General features: G+C 69.5%; 19 protein-coding genes and 1 pseudogene. 9 read left to right on the forward strand and 11 right to left on the reverse strand.

Annotated features, from left to right (window positions below):
* Positions 1–33: 33 nt before the first annotated feature.
* Positions 34–1,014, forward strand: coding sequence for a ribose-phosphate diphosphokinase (locus ODE13_RS14185; protein WP_179540472.1), 981 nt, complete (start codon positions 34–36; stop codon positions 1,012–1,014).
* Positions 1,015–1,031: 17 nt separating this feature from the next.
* On the opposite strand, the gene ODE13_RS14190 is transcribed toward ODE13_RS14185, so the two are convergent.
* Positions 1,032–1,829, reverse strand: coding sequence for an alpha/beta fold hydrolase (locus ODE13_RS14190; RefSeq protein WP_322479838.1), 798 nt, complete (start codon positions 1,827–1,829; stop codon positions 1,032–1,034).
* A gap of 246 nt (positions 1,830–2,075) precedes the next feature.
* On the opposite strand from ODE13_RS14190, the gene ODE13_RS14195 reads away from it, so the two are divergent.
* Positions 2,076–2,699 carry a 50S ribosomal protein L25/general stress protein Ctc gene (locus tag ODE13_RS14195; RefSeq protein WP_322479839.1) on the forward strand — a complete coding sequence of 208 codons (624 nt, stop codon included), beginning with the start codon at positions 2,076–2,078 and terminating at the stop codon, positions 2,697–2,699.
* A gap of 62 nt (positions 2,700–2,761) precedes the next feature.
* Entirely contained in the window at positions 2,762–3,346 is a 585-nt protein-coding gene (gene pth / locus ODE13_RS14200; RefSeq protein ID WP_322479840.1) for an aminoacyl-tRNA hydrolase, read from the forward strand.
* Positions 3,347–3,360: 14 nt separating this feature from the next.
* Here pth and ODE13_RS14205 read toward each other — a convergent pair whose 3' ends face one another.
* A complete protein-coding gene (locus ODE13_RS14205; protein ID WP_322479841.1) occupies positions 3,361–3,864 on the reverse strand; it encodes a DUF2505 domain-containing protein in 504 nt (167 codons plus the stop codon).
* A gap of 137 nt (positions 3,865–4,001) precedes the next feature.
* Here ODE13_RS14205 and ODE13_RS14210 point away from each other — a divergent pair, with 137 nt between their 5' ends.
* Together ODE13_RS14210 and ODE13_RS14215 are read left to right on the forward strand one after the other, a co-directional pair.
* Positions 4,002–4,649, forward strand: coding sequence for an ATP-dependent Clp protease proteolytic subunit (locus tag ODE13_RS14210; protein WP_322479842.1), 648 nt, complete (start codon positions 4,002–4,004; stop codon positions 4,647–4,649).
* Positions 4,646–5,266 carry a ClpP family protease gene (locus tag ODE13_RS14215; protein WP_322479843.1) on the forward strand — a complete coding sequence of 207 codons (621 nt, stop codon included), beginning with the start codon at positions 4,646–4,648 and terminating at the stop codon, positions 5,264–5,266. Before ODE13_RS14210 ends, ODE13_RS14215 begins: the two co-directional genes overlap by 4 nt.
* Here the strand turns inward: ODE13_RS14215 and ODE13_RS14220 are convergent, their stop codons facing one another.
* The 3 genes from ODE13_RS14220 to ODE13_RS14230 all read right to left on the reverse strand — a co-directional run bounded on the left by ODE13_RS14220 (position 5,267) and on the right by ODE13_RS14230 (position 7,582).
* A complete protein-coding gene (locus ODE13_RS14220; RefSeq protein WP_322479844.1) occupies positions 5,267–6,472 on the reverse strand; it encodes a hypothetical protein in 1,206 nt (401 codons plus the stop codon). It lies immediately after the preceding gene.
* A gap of 242 nt (positions 6,473–6,714) precedes the next feature.
* Positions 6,715–7,137, reverse strand: a complete 423-nt coding sequence (locus ODE13_RS14225) for a helix-turn-helix transcriptional regulator (protein ID WP_322479845.1) — start codon at positions 7,135–7,137, stop codon at positions 6,715–6,717.
* Positions 7,138–7,201: 64 nt separating this feature from the next.
* The gene (locus ODE13_RS14230) at positions 7,202–7,582 is read right to left on the reverse strand and encodes a DUF4267 domain-containing protein (RefSeq protein ID WP_322479846.1); all 381 of its coding nucleotides are present in this window, start codon (positions 7,580–7,582) and stop codon (positions 7,202–7,204) included.
* A gap of 158 nt (positions 7,583–7,740) precedes the next feature.
* Here ODE13_RS14230 and ODE13_RS14235 point away from each other — a divergent pair, with 158 nt between their 5' ends.
* The gene (locus tag ODE13_RS14235) at positions 7,741–8,892 is read left to right on the forward strand and encodes a calcium/sodium antiporter (RefSeq protein ID WP_322479847.1); all 1,152 of its coding nucleotides are present in this window, start codon (positions 7,741–7,743) and stop codon (positions 8,890–8,892) included.
* A gap of 19 nt (positions 8,893–8,911) precedes the next feature.
* Here the strand turns inward: ODE13_RS14235 and ODE13_RS14240 are convergent, their stop codons facing one another.
* Positions 8,912–9,778 (reverse strand): LysR family transcriptional regulator, encoded by an 867-nt coding sequence (locus ODE13_RS14240; RefSeq protein WP_322479848.1) that lies wholly within the window; start codon positions 9,776–9,778, stop codon positions 8,912–8,914.
* Between the two features lie 79 nt (positions 9,779–9,857).
* On the opposite strand from ODE13_RS14240, the pseudogene ODE13_RS16955 reads away from it, so the two are divergent.
* Positions 9,858–10,764: pseudogene (locus ODE13_RS16955) on the forward strand (EamA family transporter).
* A 114-nt stretch (positions 10,765–10,878) separates the two neighbouring features.
* Positions 10,879–14,520: a transcription-repair coupling factor gene (gene mfd, locus ODE13_RS14255; RefSeq protein ID WP_322479849.1), complete on the forward strand. Its 3,642-nt coding sequence runs from the start codon at positions 10,879–10,881 to the stop codon at positions 14,518–14,520.
* Here the strand turns inward: mfd and ODE13_RS14260 are convergent.
* The 5 genes from ODE13_RS14260 to ODE13_RS14280 all read right to left on the reverse strand — a co-directional run bounded on the left by ODE13_RS14260 (position 14,423) and on the right by ODE13_RS14280 (position 19,422).
* Positions 14,423–15,412 carry an acyltransferase family protein gene (locus tag ODE13_RS14260; RefSeq protein WP_322479850.1) on the reverse strand — a complete coding sequence of 330 codons (990 nt, stop codon included), beginning with the start codon at positions 15,410–15,412 and terminating at the stop codon, positions 14,423–14,425. The genes mfd and ODE13_RS14260 overlap by 98 nt on opposite strands.
* Before the next feature lie 93 nt (positions 15,413–15,505).
* Positions 15,506–15,826, reverse strand: coding sequence for a hypothetical protein (locus ODE13_RS14265; protein WP_179540451.1), 321 nt, complete (start codon positions 15,824–15,826; stop codon positions 15,506–15,508).
* 35 nt (positions 15,827–15,861) lie between these two features.
* A complete protein-coding gene (deoC, locus tag ODE13_RS14270) occupies positions 15,862–16,587 on the reverse strand; it encodes a deoxyribose-phosphate aldolase (RefSeq protein WP_322479851.1) in 726 nt (241 codons plus the stop codon).
* A gap of 51 nt (positions 16,588–16,638) precedes the next feature.
* On the reverse strand, positions 16,639–18,465 hold the full coding sequence (locus tag ODE13_RS14275; protein ID WP_322479852.1) for a phospho-sugar mutase: 1,827 nt from the start codon (positions 18,463–18,465) through the stop codon (positions 16,639–16,641).
* Between the two features lie 90 nt (positions 18,466–18,555).
* Positions 18,556–19,422, reverse strand: a complete 867-nt coding sequence (locus ODE13_RS14280; RefSeq protein WP_322479853.1) for a purine-nucleoside phosphorylase — start codon at positions 19,420–19,422, stop codon at positions 18,556–18,558.
* Between the two features lie 103 nt (positions 19,423–19,525).
* On the opposite strand from ODE13_RS14280, the gene ODE13_RS14285 reads away from it, so the two are divergent.
* The gene (locus ODE13_RS14285) at positions 19,526–20,230 is read left to right on the forward strand and encodes a maleylpyruvate isomerase family mycothiol-dependent enzyme (protein ID WP_322479854.1); all 705 of its coding nucleotides are present in this window, start codon (positions 19,526–19,528) and stop codon (positions 20,228–20,230) included.
* Position 20,231: the final 1 nt, after the last annotated feature.

Here is a 20,231-nt window from a genome sequence, read left to right on the forward strand (position 1 = left end):
CAGCCCAGGGAACCGGAGAGAAGGAAGACCAGCATGGATGAGATCAGGCTGAGCGGCGAGAAGACTCTGGTGGTCGCCTCAGGGCGGGCCCACCCGGAGCTGGCTGAGGAGATCGCCGCCGAGCTCGGCACCGAGCTCCTTCCGATGAGCGCCTACGACTTCGCCAACGGCGAGCTCTACGTGCGCTCCTCCGAGTCGGTGCGGGGCAAGGACGTGTTCCTGCTCCAGTCCCACCCCTACCCGTTGAACAACTGGCTGATGGAGCAGCTGATCATGGTGGACTCCATGAAGCGTGCCTCCGCCAAGCGGATCACCGTGGTGTCCCCGTTCTATCCCTACGCTCGGCAGGACAAGAAGGGCCGCGGCCGCGAGCCGATCTCGGCCCGCCTGGTGGCCGACCTCTACAAGACCGCCGGTGCGGACCGCATCATGAGCGTGGACCTGCACACTGCGCAGATCCAGGGCTTCTTCGACGGACCGGTGGACCATCTCTTCGCAGTGCCGCTGCTGGCCGACTACATCCGTGAGCAGGTCGCCGACGACGAGGTCACCGTGGTCTCGCCCGACACCGGACGGGTGCGGGTGGCTGAGCAGTGGGCCGAGCGTCTCGGCGGCGCCCCGCTGGCCTTCGTGCACAAGTCCCGCGACCTCACGATGCCGAACAAGGCTGTCTCCAAGCAGGTCGTCGGTGAGATCGAGGGCCGCACCTGCGTGCTGATCGACGACATGATCGACACCGGCGGCACCATTTCCGGTGCCGTGAAGGTGCTCAAGGATGCTGGAGCGAAGGACGTCATCATCGCCGCGACGCACGCGGTGTTCTCCGAGCCGGCCGCCGAACGGCTCGCCGCCTGCGGTGCCCGGGAGGTCGTGGTGACCAACACCTTGCCGATCCCGGACGAGAAGCGCTTCGAGCAGCTCACTGTGCTCTCGATCGCTCCGACCCTGGCGCGCGCCATCAAGGAGGTCTTCGCCGACGGTTCGGTGACCTCGCTCTTCGACGGCCACGCCTGACGGACGCAGAGCGGGCCTCAGGCGCTGAGCAGCGCGGCGATCTGCCGGGGCCGTTCCACCGCGATCTGATGGGCGACGCCCTCGACCATCGTGAACTCGGCTTCGGGAATGGTCTCGGCGACTTCGCGCAGCAGCGCCGGTGCCGCCACCTCGTCCAACTCACCGGCGACCAGGTGGACAGGAGTGCGGATCTCGGACAGCTGGGTCCGCATGTCGAAACGGCTCAGCACTGAGCACAAGGCGGCGTAGGAGGCGTTGTCGGCGGCGCGCAGGGAGGCCATCACCGCCTCCACGGCCTCGGGGGCCGCCGTGCGGAACTCTGGAGAGAACCAGCGCCCCAGGGTCGGCTCGACCAGAGCGGCCGTGCCGTCGTCGAGGACCTGCTGCGCCCTCTGCTGCCAGACCTCCGCGGTGCCGAAGCGGGGCAGGCCGCCGATCACGGCCGCGGCCTCCAGGGCATCGCCGTGGAAGGCCGCCAGCTCCAGCGCCAGCCCGCCGGCCAGCGAGGTGCCTGCCAGGCGGGCCGGGATGCCCCGAAGGCTCGGCCGCCGCTCGCGGAGCCGCTCCAGACTGTCCACCACGGCCTCGGCGAGCAGCTGCATCGTGGGCGCCTTCGGTGCGTCGGTCCAGGGCGCCGAGAGGCCATGGCCGGGGAGGTCCAGGCCCACGGCCAAGACACCCGGAGCCAGCTTCGGGGAGACGTGCGCCCAGGTGGAGGCGACATCGGTGCCGAGGCCCGGGACCAGGATGAGCAGCCGGTGCGGGTCCTCGCAGGTGCGCAGCGTCGTCGTGGTCAGGATCGGTGCGGTGTCCATGACTCTGAGTATGGCGGATCTTCGGTATGGCCGCCCGCCGAACACGGCGGCGACCGACAGGTGCCCCCGTGGTAGCATGATCAACTGTGCCCAGGCGAGGGAGCGCCGGCTGACCGATGACGGTCCGGCGGCGGCTCCGTGATCGACGAGGCGACGGACAGGACGCTCATCAGCCCTGTCTCGTGAACTCGTCGGTTCCGGCCCCGGCCCTGGAACTTCCAGCAGACAACCGACGAAGGACACATCATGGCAGACAAGATCGTCATTCCGGCCACCACGCGCACCGACTTCGGCAAGGGCGCAGCCCGCAAGGCCCGCCGCAGCGGTTACATCCCCGGCGTCGTCTACGGCCACGGCGAGGACCCGATCCACATCCTTCTGCCGAACCACGAGACCACCCTGGCGGTCCGCAATCCCAATGCCCTGATCACCCTCGACATCGAGGGCAAGAAGCAGCTCGTGCTGCCCAAGGACATCCAGCGTGACGCCATCTACCGCAGCGTCGACCACCTGGACCTGCTGGCCGTGCGCTCCGGCGAGAAGGTCGTCGTCGACGCTCCGGTCGAGGTCATCGGCGAGCCGGCCAGCGGCCTCGAGTACCTGCTCGACCAGCCGACCGTGGCAGTGGAGGCCGAGGCCACGCACCTGCCGGACTCGATCAGCATCGACATCACCGACCGCGAGGAGAACGCCCTGCCGGAGCACCTTCAGCTGCCCGCAGGCGTCACCCTGGCGATCACCGACCTGGAGTCCCCGGTCGTCACGATCTACGAGCCGACCGTCCAGGACCTCGGCGACGAGGACGAGACCGCCGAGGAGTCCGAGGCGGAGGCGACCTCCGAGGGCGAGTCCGAGGGTGACGACGCCTGATCAGCTCCACGCTGATCCGACGCTGATTCGAAGGATCGCCGCTCCTCGATAGACTGCGGGGCATGGCATCTGACACCTGGCTGATAGCGGGACTCGGGAATCCCGGGTCCCGCTATCGTCATACCCGGCACAACATCGGGCACATGGTCCTCGACGAGCTCGTCGACCGCATGGACGCGAAGTACACCCGCACCAAGGTCGGCGCCCAGGTCGTGGCGGCCCGCCTCGGACTGGGTGGGCCCAAAGTGGTCCTGGCCGTGTCCGAGGGGTACATGAACACCTCCGGCAAGCCGATCCGCGGTCTCATCGACTACTTCGACGTCGACCCGGCCCGGCTGGTGGTTGTCCACGACGAGGTCGACCTCGACTTCGGCCGCATCAAGCTCAAGCGCGGCGGCTCCGAGGGTGGGCACAACGGGCTGAAGTCCATCACCCAGCACCTCAGGGGGGACCGGGACTACATCCGTGTCCGGGTGGGGGTCTCGCGTCCGCCGGGGCGCATGGAGACCGCAGACTACGTGCTCCAGAAGTTCTCCCCCGACCAGGCCGACGAGCTGCCGCAGCTGGTCCAGCGCGCCGCCGACGCCGTCGAGCTGATCATCACCGAGGGTCTCACCGGCGCGCAGAACACCGTCCACCAGGCCTGAGGCTCAGCGAAGCCTCAGCCGTTCTGCTCGATCCACTTCGCGACCTCGCGGGACTGCACCGCGACGAGCTTCTTCATGTAGGGCTCCGCCGCGGACTTCAGCTTCTTGCCGATCAGCGGGATCGAGGTGGACACCTCGCCGCGCACGGTGGACAGCGTCTCAGAGGAGCCGCGTGAGTGCAGCACCTGGGAGGCAGCCGCGCTCACCGGGGCGGTGTGGATCTTGACGTCCATGTCAGATCGCCGTGAGCCGTCGGCGTCGGGCTTCGACCAGCGCTCGGTGACAGTCACGGTGACCTGCCCCTTGATCACCTTCCTGGCGATGTCGGGCAGGCGGTCCACCGACATCGACTGCTTCGAGGTCACCTCGAAGGCATGCGCCGGGTCCCCGCTGACCTCGAAGCTCTCCAACGTGGAACCGACCGTGTCAGCAAGGTGCTGGTGGAAGTCGCGCGAGGCGTAGGCGGCGACGATCTTGTCGACGTCGTGGGAGATGACGGTCTCAGCTTCAAGCGCCACGGGTGGTGCTCCTTCTCGTTGGATGATGGTGCCCTCCATCATAGGGCCGGCGCCGCTCTGAGCTGCTCAGCCCACGGCAGATCCGCCCCCAGCAGGTTCCTTCGTCCTCGGGGCCGCTGAGCGGCCAGCCTGGACTCATGAGCGAAGAGACCCCCGCAGCCCCGATGTTCGGTGAGAACGCACGCCAGGAGATGCTCCATCGTCGAGTCCTGGTGCTCGACGGCGTCCTCGACGACGACAACGGCACGCTGCTGATGACCCAGCTGATGACCCTGGCCGCCGATGATCCGCAGACCGAGATCGCTCTGTGGATCCACTCTCCAGGCGGCTCCGTGCCAGCGATGCTCGCCCTGCGCGACCTGATGGGCTTCGTGCCCTGCCCGGTGTCCACGCTCGTCCTCGGAGTGGCCGCCAGCGCCGGGCAGTTCCTCCTCTCGGCGGGCACACCCGGGCGCCGTCGGGCGCTGCCACATGCGAAGATCCTCATGCACCAGGGCTCCTCGGGCATCGGGGGCTCGACGGCCGACGTCGAGCTCCAGGCCCAAGATCTGCGCAGCACCCGGGACACCGTGCTGGGGCTGATCGCCGAGGACACCGGGCGGCCGCTTGAGCAGATCTTCGACGACTCGCTGCGCGACACCTGGTTCAGCGCGGCAGAGGCTGTGACCTACGGGTTCGTGGACGGGGTGGCCGAGGACTTCGGCGGCATCGTGCCGCGGGCCCGACGGCGCCCGGTGGGACTGACCTCCCACCTGGAACGTGCCGCAGGGGAGGAGACGCGATGAGCGCCTACACCATCCCACAGGTCATCACCCGGGACGGACGTGGCGAACGCGCCATGGACGTCTATTCCCAGCTGCTGCACGAGCGCATCATCTACCTGGGCACGGGCATCGACTCCGGGGTGGCCAACGCCGTCATCGCCCAGCTGCTCCATCTGGAGTCCGCGGACCCGGACACGCCGGTGAACCTCTACATCAACTGCGAGGGCGGGGACCCCTCGGCCACGCTGGCCATCTACGACACCATGCAGTACATCCGCGCCCCGGTGGCGACGACCTGCGTGGGGCAGGCCTTCGCCGCCGGGGCGGTGCTGCTGGCGGGCGGCGAGGCCGGGGCGCGGGCGATGCTGCCGCACACCAGGATCGTGCTGCACCAGCCGGCGATCGGAGCCGGCCGCGGCGCCATCCCTGATCTCATCCTCCACGCCGACGAGCTGGTCCGGGTCCGTGGGGAGCTCGAGGAGGTGCTGGCCCGTCACACCGGCCGGGACCTCCAGCAGCTGCGCCGAGACACCGATCGGGACCGGGTGTTCACCGCGGCCCAGGCTCTGGAGTATGGGCTGGTGGACGAAATGCTCAGCACCCGTTCCACGGCGGCGGCGAGGCCGCTGGCCGCCTGATCAGCAGATGTGTTGGGGTGCGTCCCCGGTGATGTGCCAAGAGATGTTCTGGCCGCAGGGTGATTCGCGCACCGCGGTGCCGTTCACGTCCAGGCTGATGCTGACATCTCGGGTGACCGGGAACTCGCTGCGCGAGGAGATCCTGACCTCGCCTCCGCCGTCGACGGTGCCGGAGGCCAGCGTGACGTTGTAGCAATTCTCGATCAGCACGGAGTTGCCGCCGTTGCCGCTGAGCTCCACCTCGCCGATGTGCAGCCCGCCGGACTGGGAGACGCAGAAGATGCCGCGACCTCCGCCATGGGCGACCACTCGATCCACCACCACATTGGTGGTGTAGCCGCCGTCGGCGGCCCGTCCTGCGGTGTTGGCCATGCGGAAGGTGGCGTAGCCGGTGCCCGTGGCCACGTTGTGCCCATCGACGAGCCCGATGCGGGCGTTGCGGGTGTTGTTCAGCAGCAGACCGGCGTAGCCGACGTCGCGGGCGATCACCGTGCCGATGTCCAGACCGTTGATGTTCCAGGTCTCCACGCCGTGGTTGTCGGTCCCTGAGACGAAGACGTGATCCATGACCACTGAGGTGCTGTCGGAGGCCTGGCGGTCGAAGCGGATCCCCAGGCCGGTGTCGAGGGTGAGGGTGATCTGACCCAGGTGTAGGCCGCGGACCGCCCCGAAGTGCATGCCGAACCAGGGGCTGCCGGTCATGGTCAGGTGTGGGATCGCCACGTCGGTGGCGTCGAAGGCCTCGATGGCGCCGCGCCCGTTGGCGCTGCCGACCCCCATGGTGCCGCAGACCTCGAAGGAGGTGTGGCTGGGCAGATCGATGGTGTTGTTCCCGATCCAGCCGCTGGCCATGACAGAGACGCTCTCCTGGGTGGTGCGTCCGGGAGTGAGGCTTCCCAGCGCCTCCCAGATGGCGATGATGTAGTTGTCGCCCTGGTAGACGGTCGTTCCGCGGTAGGTGGTGGTGAATCCGGTGCTCTGGCTGCCGGTCACCACGGCGTCTCCGCCGCCGCAGGCCTGCTGGGAGGCTCGGGCCTCCTCCGGCACGGCCGCCGTGGCGAGGGTGCCGCCGGACAGCGATGCTGCGCACAGGGCGAGGGCGGCCAGGAGGGCACCGAGAAGGCGGGGGAGGCGGGGGAGGTGCAGGAGGTGGGGGAACCTGCGTCGTGCGTCTCGAGGGCGTGCGGGTGGGGTTGGGGGTGTCATCGTCGAGTCCTCTCATCGGGATGCGGTGGAAAGCATGCAACGTTGGAATTCTTCGACGGCGAAAACATCCAGACAGATCTGCAGGCTCTCAGCATGTGGTCTACATCACATGATGCGCTGCACCGTAACAGGATTTCTGACCAGGTGAAAGGTTTCAATTCCGCGGCCCGGCCCCGAGGAACCCATGGAGCAGTCACGTGTTCGTGCCCTCGTCGACCGTCCGGACTCTCGGGCCCGGCCGCTCAGGCCACAGCGCTCAGGCTCACCACCGGGGCCGGGCCGACGTCGGCCCCGGGGTGCCCCGGGGCCGTTGCGAAGTCCGTGGCGGGGGAGAAGCCGATGAAGGAGAGGGTGTCGCGACGCAGCTCGTCCGCCACCTCGGCGGTGAGATCCACCAGCCCGATCCCCAGAGCGCCGGAGACGGCGGCGATCATCTCAGAAGAGGGCTCCTTGCGACCGCGCTCGATCTCGGAGAGGTACTGCGGGGAGATCCCTGCCTCGGCGGCGAGCTCGTGCAGCGTCAGCCCCTGGTGCTTGCGCAGGCGGCGCAGCCGCGCCCCCAGCACTTCACGCCACAGCGGCTCCTGCCGACCATGGGTGCCACAGCGGTGCTGCCGCCACGGGGCCTGGCCCGACGTCGTCTGGTCCCACGCCCTCTCGCTCATGGGCCCACAGTAGACCGCCCCTGACGGCGTCGCCCAGGGTTTCTGCCCTGGGCAGAGGCACAGATCAGCCGGCTAGGAGCAGCACAGCTCCCACCGTCATGAGGCTGGCTGTCCCACCGTGGACGCCCCACGCCATCCCGCGTCGCCCGCCGGAGCGGAGCACGACGAGCGCATCTCCCGCCGGTATGAGTGTGAAGGCGAGCAACGCCCACCCCAGAGTGGGTATGGGGGCGGTGAGCAGGAGGACTCCTGCCACCACTCCGGTGGCGAGGTCGCGGAGGCCCTTCAGCTGCAACCACGGCGTGGCAGATTCCTGGGGCAGCGACGGCAGTCCGAAGCCGGTCGCTGCCCTCCGGGGAGCCACGAGATAGATGGCTCCGATGGCAGCGATCGCGAGGCCGGAGAGCCCGGCGATGAGCATGCCGACCAGTTGGGGCACAGTCATCGTCGTGCCACTCCTGCCTGTGGAGGCGTCTAGCTGGGTCCACGCAGAGTCTGGCGGGGGAATTCCGTCGGCGCAAGGTCTCACGCGCCGAGAGGTCACACCGACGACGCGGCGGCGGATGCGGCCTGAACCGGCCAGCACCTGAGTACTCTGGTGCTGTGACAATCCTCAGCATCCTTCTGCTGCTCGGCGGGTTCGTCCTGCTCGTCGTCGGTGGTGAAGCGCTCGTCCGCGGCGCCGGGTCCCTGGGACGCACCGCCGGCCTGTCCTCGCTGGTCGTGGGACTCACCATCGTCTCCTTCGCCACATCGAGCCCCGAGCTCGCCGTCTCCACCGGCGCGGCGCTGTCTGGATCTCCGGGTCTGGCGGTGGGCAACGTGGTGGGCAGCAACATCGCCAACATCCTCTTCGTCCTGGGACTGACGGCCATCTTCGGGACCCTGGCGGTGCGGCTGCAGCTCATCCGCGCGGACATCCCGGTGATGATCGGCTTCTCCGTGCTGCTGCTCGTGCTGGCCCTCGACGGCGGCTTCTCCACCGGGGACGGGGTACTGCTCCTGGTGCTGCTGGTGGTGTATCTCGTCGCGCTGCTGCTCTATGCCCGCCGGCAGCAGGTCCACGGTGCGGCGCCACAGGTCGACGTCGCCGCCGAGGATGGTGAGGACGACGACGGCGGGCCAGGTGAGCTGGTGCGCGCGCTGCGGGCCACCACGCTGCGCTCGGTGCTGACAGATGTGGTGCTGGTCGCCGTCGGAGTGGCGCTGTTGGTGGGAGGCGCCCGAATGCTGGTCTCCGGCGCCACGGACATCGCCGAGGCGTTCGGTGTCTCAGAGCTGATCATCGGTCTGACGGTGGTCGCCATCGGCACCTCGCTGCCGGAGCTGGCGACCAGCATCATCGCCGCCCTGCGCGGCGACCGGGAGATGGCGGTGGGCAATCTGGTGGGCTCCAACATCTTCAACATCGGAGCCGTCATCGGAGTGACCGCGGTGATCGCACCGCAGGGCATCGCCATCGACCCGGCGGCGATCCACTTCGATCTGCCGGTCATGCTGGCCACCGCCCTGGTGCTGCTGCCGCTGGCCTTCACCGGCCAGTCCATCGGGCGGTGGGAGGGGGCGCTGCTGGTGGCCCTCTACGCCTCCTACGTGGCCTACCTCGTCATGGCAGCCGCCCATCACGCCGCGCTGGGGCCGTTCAGCGTGGCGATGATGTGGTTCGTGCTCCCGGTGACGGCCCTGTGGATCATCGCCCTGGTGGGCTACGAGGTCGGGCTGCGTCACGGTCGCCGGCAGCGGCTCTCCGATTGACCCTGCCCGCGCCGCCCCGTCAGGCCTCGAGCAGCTCCAGCAGTGCGGCGGCCGCCGGGGAGGTGTTGAACCCGTCCCAGGCCAGATGCTCGGTGCGGGTGGGCCCGGCGGTCACCGCCAGGATGTGCAGTCCGGAGAACTCGCGCCGCAGCGCCGACGGCAGCAGCGCGACGGCGAGCCCCTGTCGCACCAGCCCCACAATCAGGTCCGCAGTGGTCGATTCGTAGGCCACCTCCCGGACCAGCCCTGCCTCGGCGAAGGCCAGATCGGTCTGCGCGCGGCCAGGAGAGTCCGCGGGGAAGTCTGCGAAGGACTCCTCGGCCAGCTCCGCCAGGCGGACCCGCTTCCTGCCCGCGAGTCGATGATCAGAGGCGATCACGGCCACATGCCGATCCTGCGCGAGCATCCGTGAGCTCACCCCGACGGGGGTCTGCCCGGCGGGAAGTCCCAGGATCCCGACGTCGAGCCGGCCCGCACGGATGTCGGCGACGGTCTCATCGCTGCGCGCCACCCGCAGGCTCACGGCCACCTGAGGGTGCGCCTCATGGAAACGGCGCAGCAGCACCGGCAGGTCCACGGCGGTCACCGTAGGGATGATGCCGATGCGCACGGTGCCGCGGACCTCTCCGGCGGCGGCTGCGGCCTGGGCGGCCGCCCGATCGGCGGCCTCGAGCGCCTGACGGGCTGCGGGAAGGAAGGCCTGACCGGCGGCGGTGAGCTCCACCCGACGGCTGGAGCGGGCGAAGAGTCTCAGCCCGAGCTCCCGTTCCAGCACGGCGATCTGGTGGCTGAGCGCGGACTGCACCACGAAGCATCGTCGGGCGGCCCGGGTGAAGCTGCCGTGCTCGGCGACCGCGAGGACGTAGCGCATCTGCTGGAGATCCATAGATAAATCGTGAATCACGATCGATGCGATGACAAGGATGTGTTGGACTCATTGATGGTGATCAGCGGAACCTGAAGACATGACCGATCTCGCGCGCGTCACCGTGCTCACCGCTCTGGCCCCGGCCGCCTGGGGCACCACCTTCATCGTCACCACCCAGCTGCTCCCCGCTGACAGTCCGCTCGTCGCGGGGCTCCTGCGAGCCCTTCCGGCCGGCCTGCTGGCCCTGCTGATCGCCCGACGGCTGCCGCGCGGCCACTGGTGGTGGAAGGCGCTGGTGCTGGGCATGCTGAACATCGGGGCGTTCTTCCCTCTGCTGTTCCTCGCCGCCGAGCGGCTCCCCGGTGGCGCGGCCGCCACCCTGGGGGCGGTCCAGCCGCTGCTGGTGACCGTGCTCACCGTCCTCGTGCTCTCCGAGCGGCTGTGCCGCTGGCGGCTGCTGTGGGGGATGGTCGGCGTCCTCGGGGTCGGGATGGTGGTGCTCGGCCCGGCCGCCGCGTTGGACGGCGTCGAGGTCGCCGCAGGCCTGGGTGGGGCGCTGTGCATGGCCACCGGCGTCATCCTCACGAAGCGGTGGGGCCGGCCGGAGGGCGTGGGACCCGTGGGCTATGCGGGCTGGCAGCTGACCGCCGGAGGGTTGGTGCTTCTGGTGCCCGCGCTCGCCCTGGAGGGAGTCCCCGCGGGCATCGACGTCGGCGCCGTCCTCGGATATGCCTGGCTGGGGCTGGTGGGCGGCCTGCTGGCCTACGGGCTCTCTGCGGCGGCTGCCGGTGACCGCCACCGCCCTGCTCGGGCTGCTCTCCCCGCTGGTGGCGGCGCTGCTGGGCGCGGTTCTGCTCGGAGAGGCCTTCACCTGGTGGCAGCTGAGCGGCTTCGGGCTGGCGCTCGCGGCCCTCGTGGCCGGCCAGGTGGATCCGACCCAGCTGGGGCAGGGAGCACACAGCGCTCGGGTCGCCACGGTTGAAGAGGTCAGCCTGAGCCGCTGAGAGCGGACGCGGATGCTTGGGGCGTCGGATGCGCAGTATCCTGTGGGAGGCCGCTCGGCCCTGAATCCCCGGCACCGAACACCTGAACTGTCACGAAGCGAGGCGTCCCACCCCATGGCTCTGTCCGGTCTGCGCACGGCACTGGCGGCAAGCTCCCCCTACGGGCGGGTCGCCGCCGCGGCCTCGCATCCGGCGTCCGAACGCACCGAGGAGCTGCAGATCGCGGCCACCACAGGGCTGCGCCCCGCCCTGGTCGCCGAGATCACCTCCCGGCTGCGCAGCGCCGAGGGCACCGGCGTGCTGCTGGCCGTCACCGCCACGGACCGCGAGGCTGATGACCTCGCCACCTCGCTGCGCAGCTATGCGCCGGGCATCCAGGTCGCCCATTTCCCCTCCTGGGAGACCCTGCCCCACGAGCGGCTCTCTCCGCGCTCGGACACGGTGGGGCGGCGTCTGGGTGTGCTGCGTCGGCTCGCCCACCCGGAGGACGCCGGGAGGCTCGACGTCGTCGTCGCGCCGGTCCGTGCCGTGGTCCAGCCGTTGGTGGCCGGTCTGGGGAACCTCGCTCCGGTCCGCCTGGAGACCGGGCATGAGCGCGATTTCGACGAGGTCGTCGCCGCGTTGGCCGACGCCGCCTACTCCAGGGTGGACATGGTCACCCGCCGTGGTGAGTTCGCGGTGCGGGGCGGAATCCTGGACGTCTTTCCGCCCACCGAGTCCCACCCGGTGCGGGTGGAGTTCTTCGGTGACGAGGTCGAGCAGATGCGCCACTTCTCCGTGGCCGACCAGCGCTCCCTCGACGATGATGAGCACCCCACGGTGCTCGACGCCGCGCCCTGCCGCGAGCTGCTCATCAGCGACGCCGTCAGAGCCCGGGCCAAGGAGCTGCTGCCGCAGATGCCGCACGCCCAGGACCTGCTGACCAAGATCGCTGACGGCATAGCCGCCGAAGGCATGGAGTCTCTGGCTCCGGTGCTGGTCGAGGAGATGGTGCCGCTGGTCAGCCAGCTGCCCGCCGGCTCCCTGACCCTGGTGATCGAACCAGAACGGACTCGCGGCCGGGCTCTCGATCTGGCTGCCACCAACGAGGAGTTCCTCGCCGCGGCCTGGGCCGCAGCACCGGACGGCGGGTCCGCGCCGTTGGACATCACCGCCGCCGAGGAGGAGGGCTTGGCCGCCGGCTCCTTCGCCACCCTCGCTGAGACGCGGGACGCCTCCCTGGAGCACGGAGCCGGGTGGTGGTCCATCACCTCCCTGGGCCTCGACGAGGAGCTCGAGCAGGACGCGGACATCGTCTCCCTCGACTCCCGGGAGCCCATCGGCTACCGCGGCAGCGTGGATGAGGTCATGCAGTTCTTGGCCGAGCGCGCCCGGAACCGCTGGTCGGTGGTGGTCACCACCGCGGGGCATGGTTCCGCGCAGCGCGTGGTCGAGCTGCTCAAGGAACACGATGTGCCTGCTGAACTCGTCGAGACCCTCGACGACGCCCCCGCGCCCGGCAGGATCACGGTCACCACCGCGGAGGTCTCGCAGGGCTTCGCCGTGGATGCCCTGCAGTTGGCGCTGCTCACCGAGTCGGAGATGCTGGGCCGCTCGATGCGCTCCGGATCCACCGGCGGGCGCCGTATGCCGGCACGTCGTCGGCGCAACGCGGTGGACCCGCTGGCGCTGAAGAAGGGCGATCACGTCGTCCACGAGCAGCACGGCATCGGCCAGTTCGTGGAGCTGATGCAGCGTCCTGTCGGGTCTCCTCAGGCGGTCCGAGCCGGCACCGCCGGGATCCGCGAGTATCTGGTGCTCGAGTACGCACCGTCCAAGCGGGGCGGCCCGAAGGACCGACTGATGGTCCCCACCGATCAGCTGGACCAGGTCTCCCAGTACGTGGGCGGGGATGCGCCGAGTCTGTCCAAGATGGGTGGCAGCGACTGGGCGCAGACCAAGAGCAGGGCCAAGAAGGCGGTCAAGGAGATCGCCGGTGAGCTGATCCGGCTCTATGCCGCACGGATGGCTTCCCGCGGGCACGCGTTCAACCCGGACACCCCCTGGCAGGCCGAGCTGGAGGACGCCTTCCCGCATCCGGAGACCCCGGATCAGCTCACCACCATGGAGGAGGTCAAGCGGGACATGGAGCGTGAGGTGCCCATGGACCGGCTGATCTCCGGCGACGTCGGCTACGGGAAGACCGAGATCGCCGTGCGTGCGGCGTTCAAAGCCGTCCAGGACGGCAAACAGGTCGGAGTGCTGGTTCCGACCACGCTGCTGGCCTCACAGCACCTGGAGACCTTCACCGAGCGTTTCGCCGGATTCCCGGTGACCGTGCGGGCACTGTCCCGGTTCCAGACTCCCAAGCAGTCCCGGGACGTCATCTCCGGGCTGGCCGACGGGAGCATCGACGTCGTCATCGGCACCCACCGGCTGCTCTCCCGGGAGGTCCAGTTCAAGGACCTGGGTCTGGTGATCATCGACGAGGAGCAGCGCTTCGGCGTCGAGCACAAGGAGGCGCTGAAGAAGCTGCGCACCGATGTCGATGTCCTGGCGATGTCGGCCACGCCGATCCCGCGCACCCTGGAGATGTCCATGGCGGGAATCCGTGAGACCTCCACCCTGGCCACACCGCCGGAGGAGCGGCACCCTGTTTTGACCTATGTGGGGCCGTTCACCGACAAGCAGGTCTCCGCCGCCATCCGCCGTGAGCTCATGCGTGAGGGCCAGGTGTTCGTGGTGCACAACCGGGTCTCCTCCATCGAGGCCACGGCGGCGAAGGTCCGTGAACTGGTCCCCGAGGCCCGGGTCGAGGTGGCCCACGGGCAGATGAGCGAGGCGCGCCTGGAGCAGATCATCCAGGACTTCTGGGAGAAGAGGTTCGACGTGCTGGTCTCCACCACGATCATCGAGACCGGCCTGGACATCTCCAACGCGAACACGCTGATCGTGGACCGGGCCTCCACTTACGGGCTCTCCCAGCTGCACCAGCTGCGCGGCCGGGTGGGCCGGTCCCGGGAGCGGGCCTACGCCTACTTCCTCTACCCCGCGGAGAAGCCGCTGGGGGAGGTGGCCCTGGAGCGGCTGAAGGCGGTCGCTGCGAACAACGAGCTCGGCGCCGGCCTGCAGCTGGCCATGAAGGACCTGGAGATCCGAGGGGCGGGGAACCTGCTCGGCGGCGAGCAGTCCGGCCACATCGCCGGGGTCGGCTTCGACCTCTACCTGCGCCTGGTGGGTGAGGCGGTGGCCGATTATCGCGGTGACTCCGAGGAGAAGATCGTCGAGGTCAAGATCGAGCTGCCGATCAACGCGCATCTGCCCGCGGAGTACGTGCCCGGGGAACGGCTGCGCCTGGAGGGCTACCGCAAGATGGCCGCCGCAGACACCGAGGAGAAGATCACCGAGGTCGTCACCGAATGGCAGGACCGCTACGGGGAGCTGCCCGAGGCGGTGCAGAACCTGGTGGAGGTCGCTCGGCTGCGCAACCGCGCCCGCTCCGTGGGACTGTCCGACATCGGGGTGCAGGGCAAGTTCATCCGATTCGGCCCGGTCCAGGAGCTGCCGGAGTCGCGGCAGATGCGCCTGGAACGGATGTACCCGGGCTCACAGATCAAATCCTCGATCAGCGCCGTGCTCATCCCACGTCCGGCGACCTCCCGCATCGGCGGGCAGGACCTCACGGACGGGGCGCTGCTGGAGTGGCTCGCGCAGGTGTTCGAGGCGATCTTCGCGCCGGCAGCCCTGTCAGGTACGGCGACGCCGGCGTCCGGTTGACCAGCACGCCGAGGCCCCAGCACAGGAGAAGGGCCAGCAGGGTGCGCGTAAGGGGCTCCTCGATGTCCAGCCAGCGCAGGGCCAGATAGAGCACCAGCGCGTGGGCGAAGACCACCAGGGTTCCGGTGCGCACCAGCTCGGAGAGCACCGTCACCACAGGTGCGGAGCGACGCAGGACGGCGTCGATGCGGGTGGAGAAGAGCAGCACCATTCCGCAGCAGATGATGATCGCCAGGGCGGGGGAGAGCAGATAGGTGCCGAATCCGGACCACTTCATGTTCATGGTCTCCGCGCCCATCGCCACGGCGCCGAATCCGAGGACGAGGCACACCAGGCCCACCGGCACCGGCCTGGGGATCCGCCAGAAGTGCCGGCGGAACCAGTACCCGGCGAACATGTAGGTCACACAGGCCGGCACCAGGCCGATGCCGAGCACCGTATAGGCCATGCGGGACTCTGGGATCTCCGCCAGGGTGAGGCCCACCAGCGCGACGACGACGCCCACCCACCACGGCAGGCTGACCAAGATGCGTAGCAGCAGCGCGGCGAAGTACATCACCGAGATGAACCAGAACGCCAGAAACGGCATGTCGGTGGAGGCGCCGCCGGCCAGGGCGCCGGAGATGACGTGCTCATCGAAGGGCCAAGGGGTGTGCTCCATGGCCCAGACGGCGACCAGCAGGATCAGGAACCAGCTGATGTAGGGGGTGGCCAGGGTCCTCCATCGGACGGCGAACTCTCCGCTGAACGTCCTGGAGGTCGAGAAGAAGAACCCGGCGAGGAAGAAGAACAGCGGCATCCGCCAGATCTGCAGGTACTCCTCGCCGGGCATCGCCGGGTATGCGTGACCGATGACGACGGCGGCCACCGAGATGACCCGCAGCAGGTCCACCCCGATGTTCCGGCCGGAGGCGGAGTCGGGGGGAGCGGGGTCGGGGTTGAGCGGCGTCAGGGTCTCAGTGGGCTCTCAGCGCAGGGGACGAGCTCAGTGGGCCTTCGGCTCGTGGATGGGAGCCTGGGACTCGGCGGCGCGGGAGGCCATGGCGTCCAGCGGCTCACCGTGCTCACCGTGGAGGTCCTGCTGCTCCAGGGAGTCCGAGCGTCCCACGACCTCCTGGGCCACGAAGAAGGCCAGGGTCCACAGGGCCATGAAGGCCAGCCCGGGGATCCAGGCGTTCTCCAGAGACCAGAACCCGATGGCCACCACGGAGCCGATGAGCAGGCCGAACACGAAGATGAATGCGATGAGGTTTCCGACGAGGTTTCCCTGGCCGGAGAAGGCCTTGACCTGGCCGTTGCTGATCATGTGGTCCCCCTGAGGAAGTGTGCTCGGTCCGCTGCTCAGTAGTCGTCTGCGGCGCCTGGAGCGGATGTCGTCTCGTCTGCTCCCACGATATCAAGAGAGGAGCTCGCGCCGATGCGTGTTGCCCCGGCGGACACCATCGCGACGGCGTCGGCATAGCTGCGCACCCCGCCGGAGGCCTTGATTCCCAGCCTGCCTCCCACCAGGCGGTGCATCAGGGCGATGTCCTCCACCGTGGCGCCGCCGCCGGCGAAACCGGTGGAGGTCTTCACGAAGTCGGCGCCGGCAGCCTCGGAGGCCCGGCAGACCAGCTCCTTGGCGTCCTCGCTGAGCAGCGCGGTCTCCAGGATGACCTTCAGGATCGCGCCCTCGGTGTGCGCGGCCTCGGCGAGGACGCGGATCTGGGTCTCCACGGCCGCGCTGTCCCCGGCGAGGGCGTCGGCGATGTCGACGACCATGTCGATCTCCTGGGCGCCGGCGGCGACCGCCTCCTGGGTCTCGGCGACCTTCGAGGCGGTGGTGCTCGCGCCCAGCGGGAAGCCGACCACCGTGCAGGTCTTCACCGTGGAGCCGGTGAGCTCGGCGACCACCAGCGGCACCCAGCGGGGGTTCACGCAGACGGCGGCGAACCCGTGCTCGCGGGCTTCGGAGACGACGCGGCGCACAGTCGCCTCGTCGGTGTCTGGCTTCAGGGCCGTGTGATCGATCAGGCCCGCCATCTCGCGGGGGGCAGGGGCGGGTGCGCCGTCGGGTGTCGTGCTCATGGGTCTCTCCTGCGGGGTGTCGCCGGGGTGGTCGAGAGCTCGTCGGCAGGGTCAGCCGAGGAGCCGCTCCATGCTCTCATGGAGCTCAGCGAGGCGGTCGGCGGCACGCTGCCGGGCCTCGGCGATGGCGTCGGCGGAAGCGTCGAGGCCGGGGGTGTCGGCCACAGCCTCCAGATAGCACTTGACCTTGGGCTCGGTGCCGGAGGGCCGGACGATGACGCGGTCGCCCTGCTCGGTGAGGTAGATCAGCGCATCGGTGATGGTCGCCTCGTTCACCTCGGCACCGGGCAACGGGTCCTTCGTCAGGTCCAGGGACTCGACGACGGCGGAGCCGGCGATCTCCGTCGGAGGTTCGGCACGAAGCCCGGAGGTGATCTGCCCCAGCTGGCTGAGATCGTCGACCTTGATGGTGACCTGCCCGGTGATGAAGACGCCGGCCTCGGCGGCGATCTCGTCGAGCGCGTCGATCGCCGTCTTGCCGGCGGCCTTGAGGTCAGCGACGAGCTCGGCGAAGATCAGGGCGGTCGAGACTCCGTCCTTGTCCTTGACCATGGTGGGGTCCACGTTGAAGCCGATGGCCTCCTCGTAGCCGAAGCTCATGGCCTCCACCCGGGCGAGCCACTTGAATCCGGTCAGCGTGGCGGCGTGGCCGACGCCGCGGATCTCGCAGAGCCGCTCGAGGAGCCGGGAGGAGACGATCGAGTTGGCCATCACCACCGGGGATCCGTCCTCGCGAGGGCGCAACGGGCCGCGGCGCAGCAGATGGGCGCCGAGCAGGGCGCCCATCTCATCGCCGGAGAGCTGCCGCCACTGCGTCCTGGCCGGGTCGTAGACGGCGGCGGAGAGCCGGTCCGCGTCGGGGTCGTTGGCCAGGAGCAGGTCCGCGTCATGCTCCTGGGCGGCCTGCAGCCCCAAGTCCAGAGCGCCGGGCTCCTCCGGATTGGGGAAGTCGGCGGTGGGGAAGTCCGGGTCCGGGGCGAACTGCTCAGTCACCGGCACCACCCGGGAGAAGCCGCCCTTGGCGAGCAGCTCGGTGACCATCTCCCCGCCGACGCCGTGCATGGCGGTGTAGATGATGGTCAGGTCCCGGTGCGGGAAGCCCTCCGGGTCCAGGAGCTCCAGGGCCTCCTCCCGGTAGGAGGCACGGGCGTCGTCGTCGATGGCCAGAGCTCCGGACGGCACGTCCGGGGCCTCACCCGGAGGGGTCTCGGTCGAGGAGGCGAACTCCTCGGCGACCACTGCCTCGATGGTCGTGGCGATCTCTCGGTCCACCGGCGCGGTGATCTGCGCGCCGGCGCCTCGGCCGTGGGGCTCCAGCAGGCGTGAGAGCGTCCCTCCGAGGTAGACCTTGTAGCCGTTGTCCCGAGGCGGGTTGTGACTGGCGGTGACCATCACGCCCACCGAGGCTTCACGGACCAGCACCTGCCGGGCCAGCAGGGGCGTGGGGCCGGGCCGGTCGAAGATGTGGACCTCCCAGCCCGCGTCGGCGAAGAGCCGTGCCGTCTCGGCGGCGAACTCGTCGGACTGGTGGCGGGCGTCGAAACCGATGACGATGCGCCGGGCGCCTCCGGCGGTTCCATCGACGGCGGCCAGCTTCTCCTCGGCGTAGCGCAGCAGGCCGGCGGCGGTCTGCTGGACAACCAGACGGTTCATCCGCAGCGGCCCGGGACCCAGCTCGGCACGCAGCCCGGCCGTGCCGAAGGCCAAACGCCCTGCGAAGAGCCGGTCGAGCTGCTCAGCGGCCTCAGAGCTCTCCGTGGCGCGGGCGAGCAGGGCCTCCAGCTCGCGGCGCGTGACGGGATCCGGGTCCAGCTGGATCCAGCGGCGGACGGTGCTCAGCAGCTCGTCCTGGACGGTGACGTTCGTGTTCTCCGACACGCGTCTCAACTCCTCGGTCGCGGGCTCATACGGTGTGGCAGACGGTGGGTCACAGCCTAGTCGGGCGCAGCCGTGAGCGGGAGCCTGGGCTCAGTCCTCCAGGGCTCGGGCGATGATGCGAGCCAGCAGGGAGGCGATCCGCGGTGCGGCCTCCTGGCCTGCGTCGAGCACCTCCTGGTGGCTCAGCGGCACCGGGGAGATGCCTGCGGCCAGATTGGTCACCAGGGAGATGCCGAAGACCTCCATCCCGGCGGCGCGTGCGGCGATGGACTCCAGTGCGGTGGACATTCCGACCAGGTCCGCCCCGATGATGCCTGCGTGGCGGACCTCTGCGGGCGTCTCGTAGTGCGGGCCGGGGAACTGCGCATAGACGCCTTCCGGCAGCTCCGGATCGATCTGCCGGGCGATGCCTCGGAGGCGCGGCGAGTAGAGATCCGTCATGTCCACGAAATGCGCCCCGCGCAGCGGGGAGGTCCCGGTGAGGTTGATGTGGTCCTTGATCAGCACGGGCGTGCCGGGCACCCAGTCCGGGTTCAGCCCGCCGCATCCGTTGGTGAGCACCATCGTCTTCGCACCGGCGGCGGCCGCGGTGCGGACCCCGTGGGCGACGGCGTCGACGCCGCGTCCCTCGTAGTAGTGGGTGCGGGCCCCGACCACCAGGATGGTGCGGTCCTGCGCGGTGCGGATCGCCCGCAGCGTGCCGGTGTGCCCGGAGACCCCTGAGACGTGGAATCCGGGGACGTCATCGGCGCTGACCTCAGCGATGACCTCGCCCAGCTGTCCGGCGGCCTCGCCCCACCCTGAGCCCAGGGTGCAGGCCAGGTCGAAGGATTCGACGCCGGTGCGCTCCAGAAGCACCCGGGCGGCCCCCTCGGCCAGCTTGTTGGCCGGGGCGGTGGGGTCGTTCGTGGGGGTCAGTGCGGGCTCAGGGGCCACATGCTGCGTGTTCTCACTCATCTGCCCCAATCTACCTGCGTGCGGGTGTGTGCGGGAGACCGCGTCCGGCCAGCCGGACGCGGTCCCTGGCTGAGCCGCGGAGAACAGCCATACCATTGCGGTCATGACTGAAGACAGGCGAGTCAGTGACGAGGCGATCTGGGAGCTGACCACTGTGAACCGCCTGCGCCTGGCGGAGCTTCTCGAATCCCTCGACGACACCCAGTGGCGGACCGAGACCCTCTGCACCGGGTGGACGGTCCACCACATGGCCGCTCATCTCGTCCAGCCCATGGTGGTGGGGTTCCCGCATTTCTTGCTTGCTGCACTGCGGCACCGCGGGAACACTGCTCGCACCGTCGATGCGATCACCCGTCGGCTGGCTCGTCGACCGCGCGAGGAGCTGACCGCTGCGCTGCGGCGGCACAGCGATGATCGCCTTGACCCGCCGCGAGTGGGTCCGATGGGGCCATTTTCCGACTCCTGCATCCACCTGCGCGACATCGCCAGGCCGCTGCGGCTCGAGGCTGATGTCCCGGCTCGGCACTGGGAGGTGTTGATGGACCATCTGGCGGGCCCTGCCGTCATCCCTGGCCTCGTCCCGCCGGGTCGGATCGCGGGGCTGGAGCTGATCGCCGTCGACGCCGGCTGGCAGGCAGGGGTCGGGGCCCCGGTGCGTGGCATGTTGGAAGCACTCGCGCTGGGGGTGACCGGTCGCGCCGTCGCGCTCGACGAGCTGGAGGGGCCGGGGGTCGCGCTTCTGCGGACCCGGCTGTTGGAGGAGGCCACGCCCGGTCCGGAAGGTCCGCTAGGAAAAAGCGCCGCCTAGT

Source organism: Nesterenkonia sp. HG001 (assembly GCF_034438835.1).
Lineage (GTDB): Bacteria > Actinomycetota > Actinomycetes > Actinomycetales > Micrococcaceae > Nesterenkonia > Nesterenkonia xinjiangensis.

What these genes read in the sequence shown, in the direction of transcription:
- ODE13_RS14285 (WP_322479854.1), top strand. Translation starts at nt 19,526, where the DNA reads ATGACTGAAGACAGGCGAGTCAGTGACGAGGCGATCTGGGAGCTGACC.
- ODE13_RS14190 (WP_322479838.1), bottom strand. Translation starts at nt 1,829, where the DNA reads ATGGACACCGCACCGATCCTGACCACGACGACGCTGCGCACCTGCGAG.
- ODE13_RS14230 (WP_322479846.1), bottom strand. Translation starts at nt 7,582, where the DNA reads ATGACTGTGCCCCAACTGGTCGGCATGCTCATCGCCGGGCTCTCCGGC.
- ODE13_RS14195 (WP_322479839.1), top strand. Translation starts at nt 2,076, where the DNA reads ATGGCAGACAAGATCGTCATTCCGGCCACCACGCGCACCGACTTCGGC.
- ODE13_RS14280 (WP_322479853.1), bottom strand. Translation starts at nt 19,422, where the DNA reads ATGAGTGAGAACACGCAGCATGTGGCCCCTGAGCCCGCACTGACCCCC.
- pth (WP_322479840.1), top strand. Translation starts at nt 2,762, where the DNA reads ATGGCATCTGACACCTGGCTGATAGCGGGACTCGGGAATCCCGGGTCC.
- ODE13_RS14265 (WP_179540451.1), bottom strand. Translation starts at nt 15,826, where the DNA reads ATGATCAGCAACGGCCAGGTCAAGGCCTTCTCCGGCCAGGGAAACCTC.
- ODE13_RS14185 (WP_179540472.1), top strand. Translation starts at nt 34, where the DNA reads ATGGATGAGATCAGGCTGAGCGGCGAGAAGACTCTGGTGGTCGCCTCA.
- ODE13_RS14215 (WP_322479843.1), top strand. Translation starts at nt 4,646, where the DNA reads ATGAGCGCCTACACCATCCCACAGGTCATCACCCGGGACGGACGTGGC.
- ODE13_RS14210 (WP_322479842.1), top strand. Translation starts at nt 4,002, where the DNA reads ATGAGCGAAGAGACCCCCGCAGCCCCGATGTTCGGTGAGAACGCACGC.
- ODE13_RS14225 (WP_322479845.1), bottom strand. Translation starts at nt 7,137, where the DNA reads ATGAGCGAGAGGGCGTGGGACCAGACGACGTCGGGCCAGGCCCCGTGG.
- mfd (WP_322479849.1), top strand. Translation starts at nt 10,879, where the DNA reads ATGGCTCTGTCCGGTCTGCGCACGGCACTGGCGGCAAGCTCCCCCTAC.
- deoC (WP_322479851.1), bottom strand. Translation starts at nt 16,587, where the DNA reads ATGAGCACGACACCCGACGGCGCACCCGCCCCTGCCCCCCGCGAGATG.
- ODE13_RS14220 (WP_322479844.1), bottom strand. Translation starts at nt 6,472, where the DNA reads ATGACACCCCCAACCCCACCCGCACGCCCTCGAGACGCACGACGCAGG.
- ODE13_RS14240 (WP_322479848.1), bottom strand. Translation starts at nt 9,778, where the DNA reads ATGGATCTCCAGCAGATGCGCTACGTCCTCGCGGTCGCCGAGCACGGC.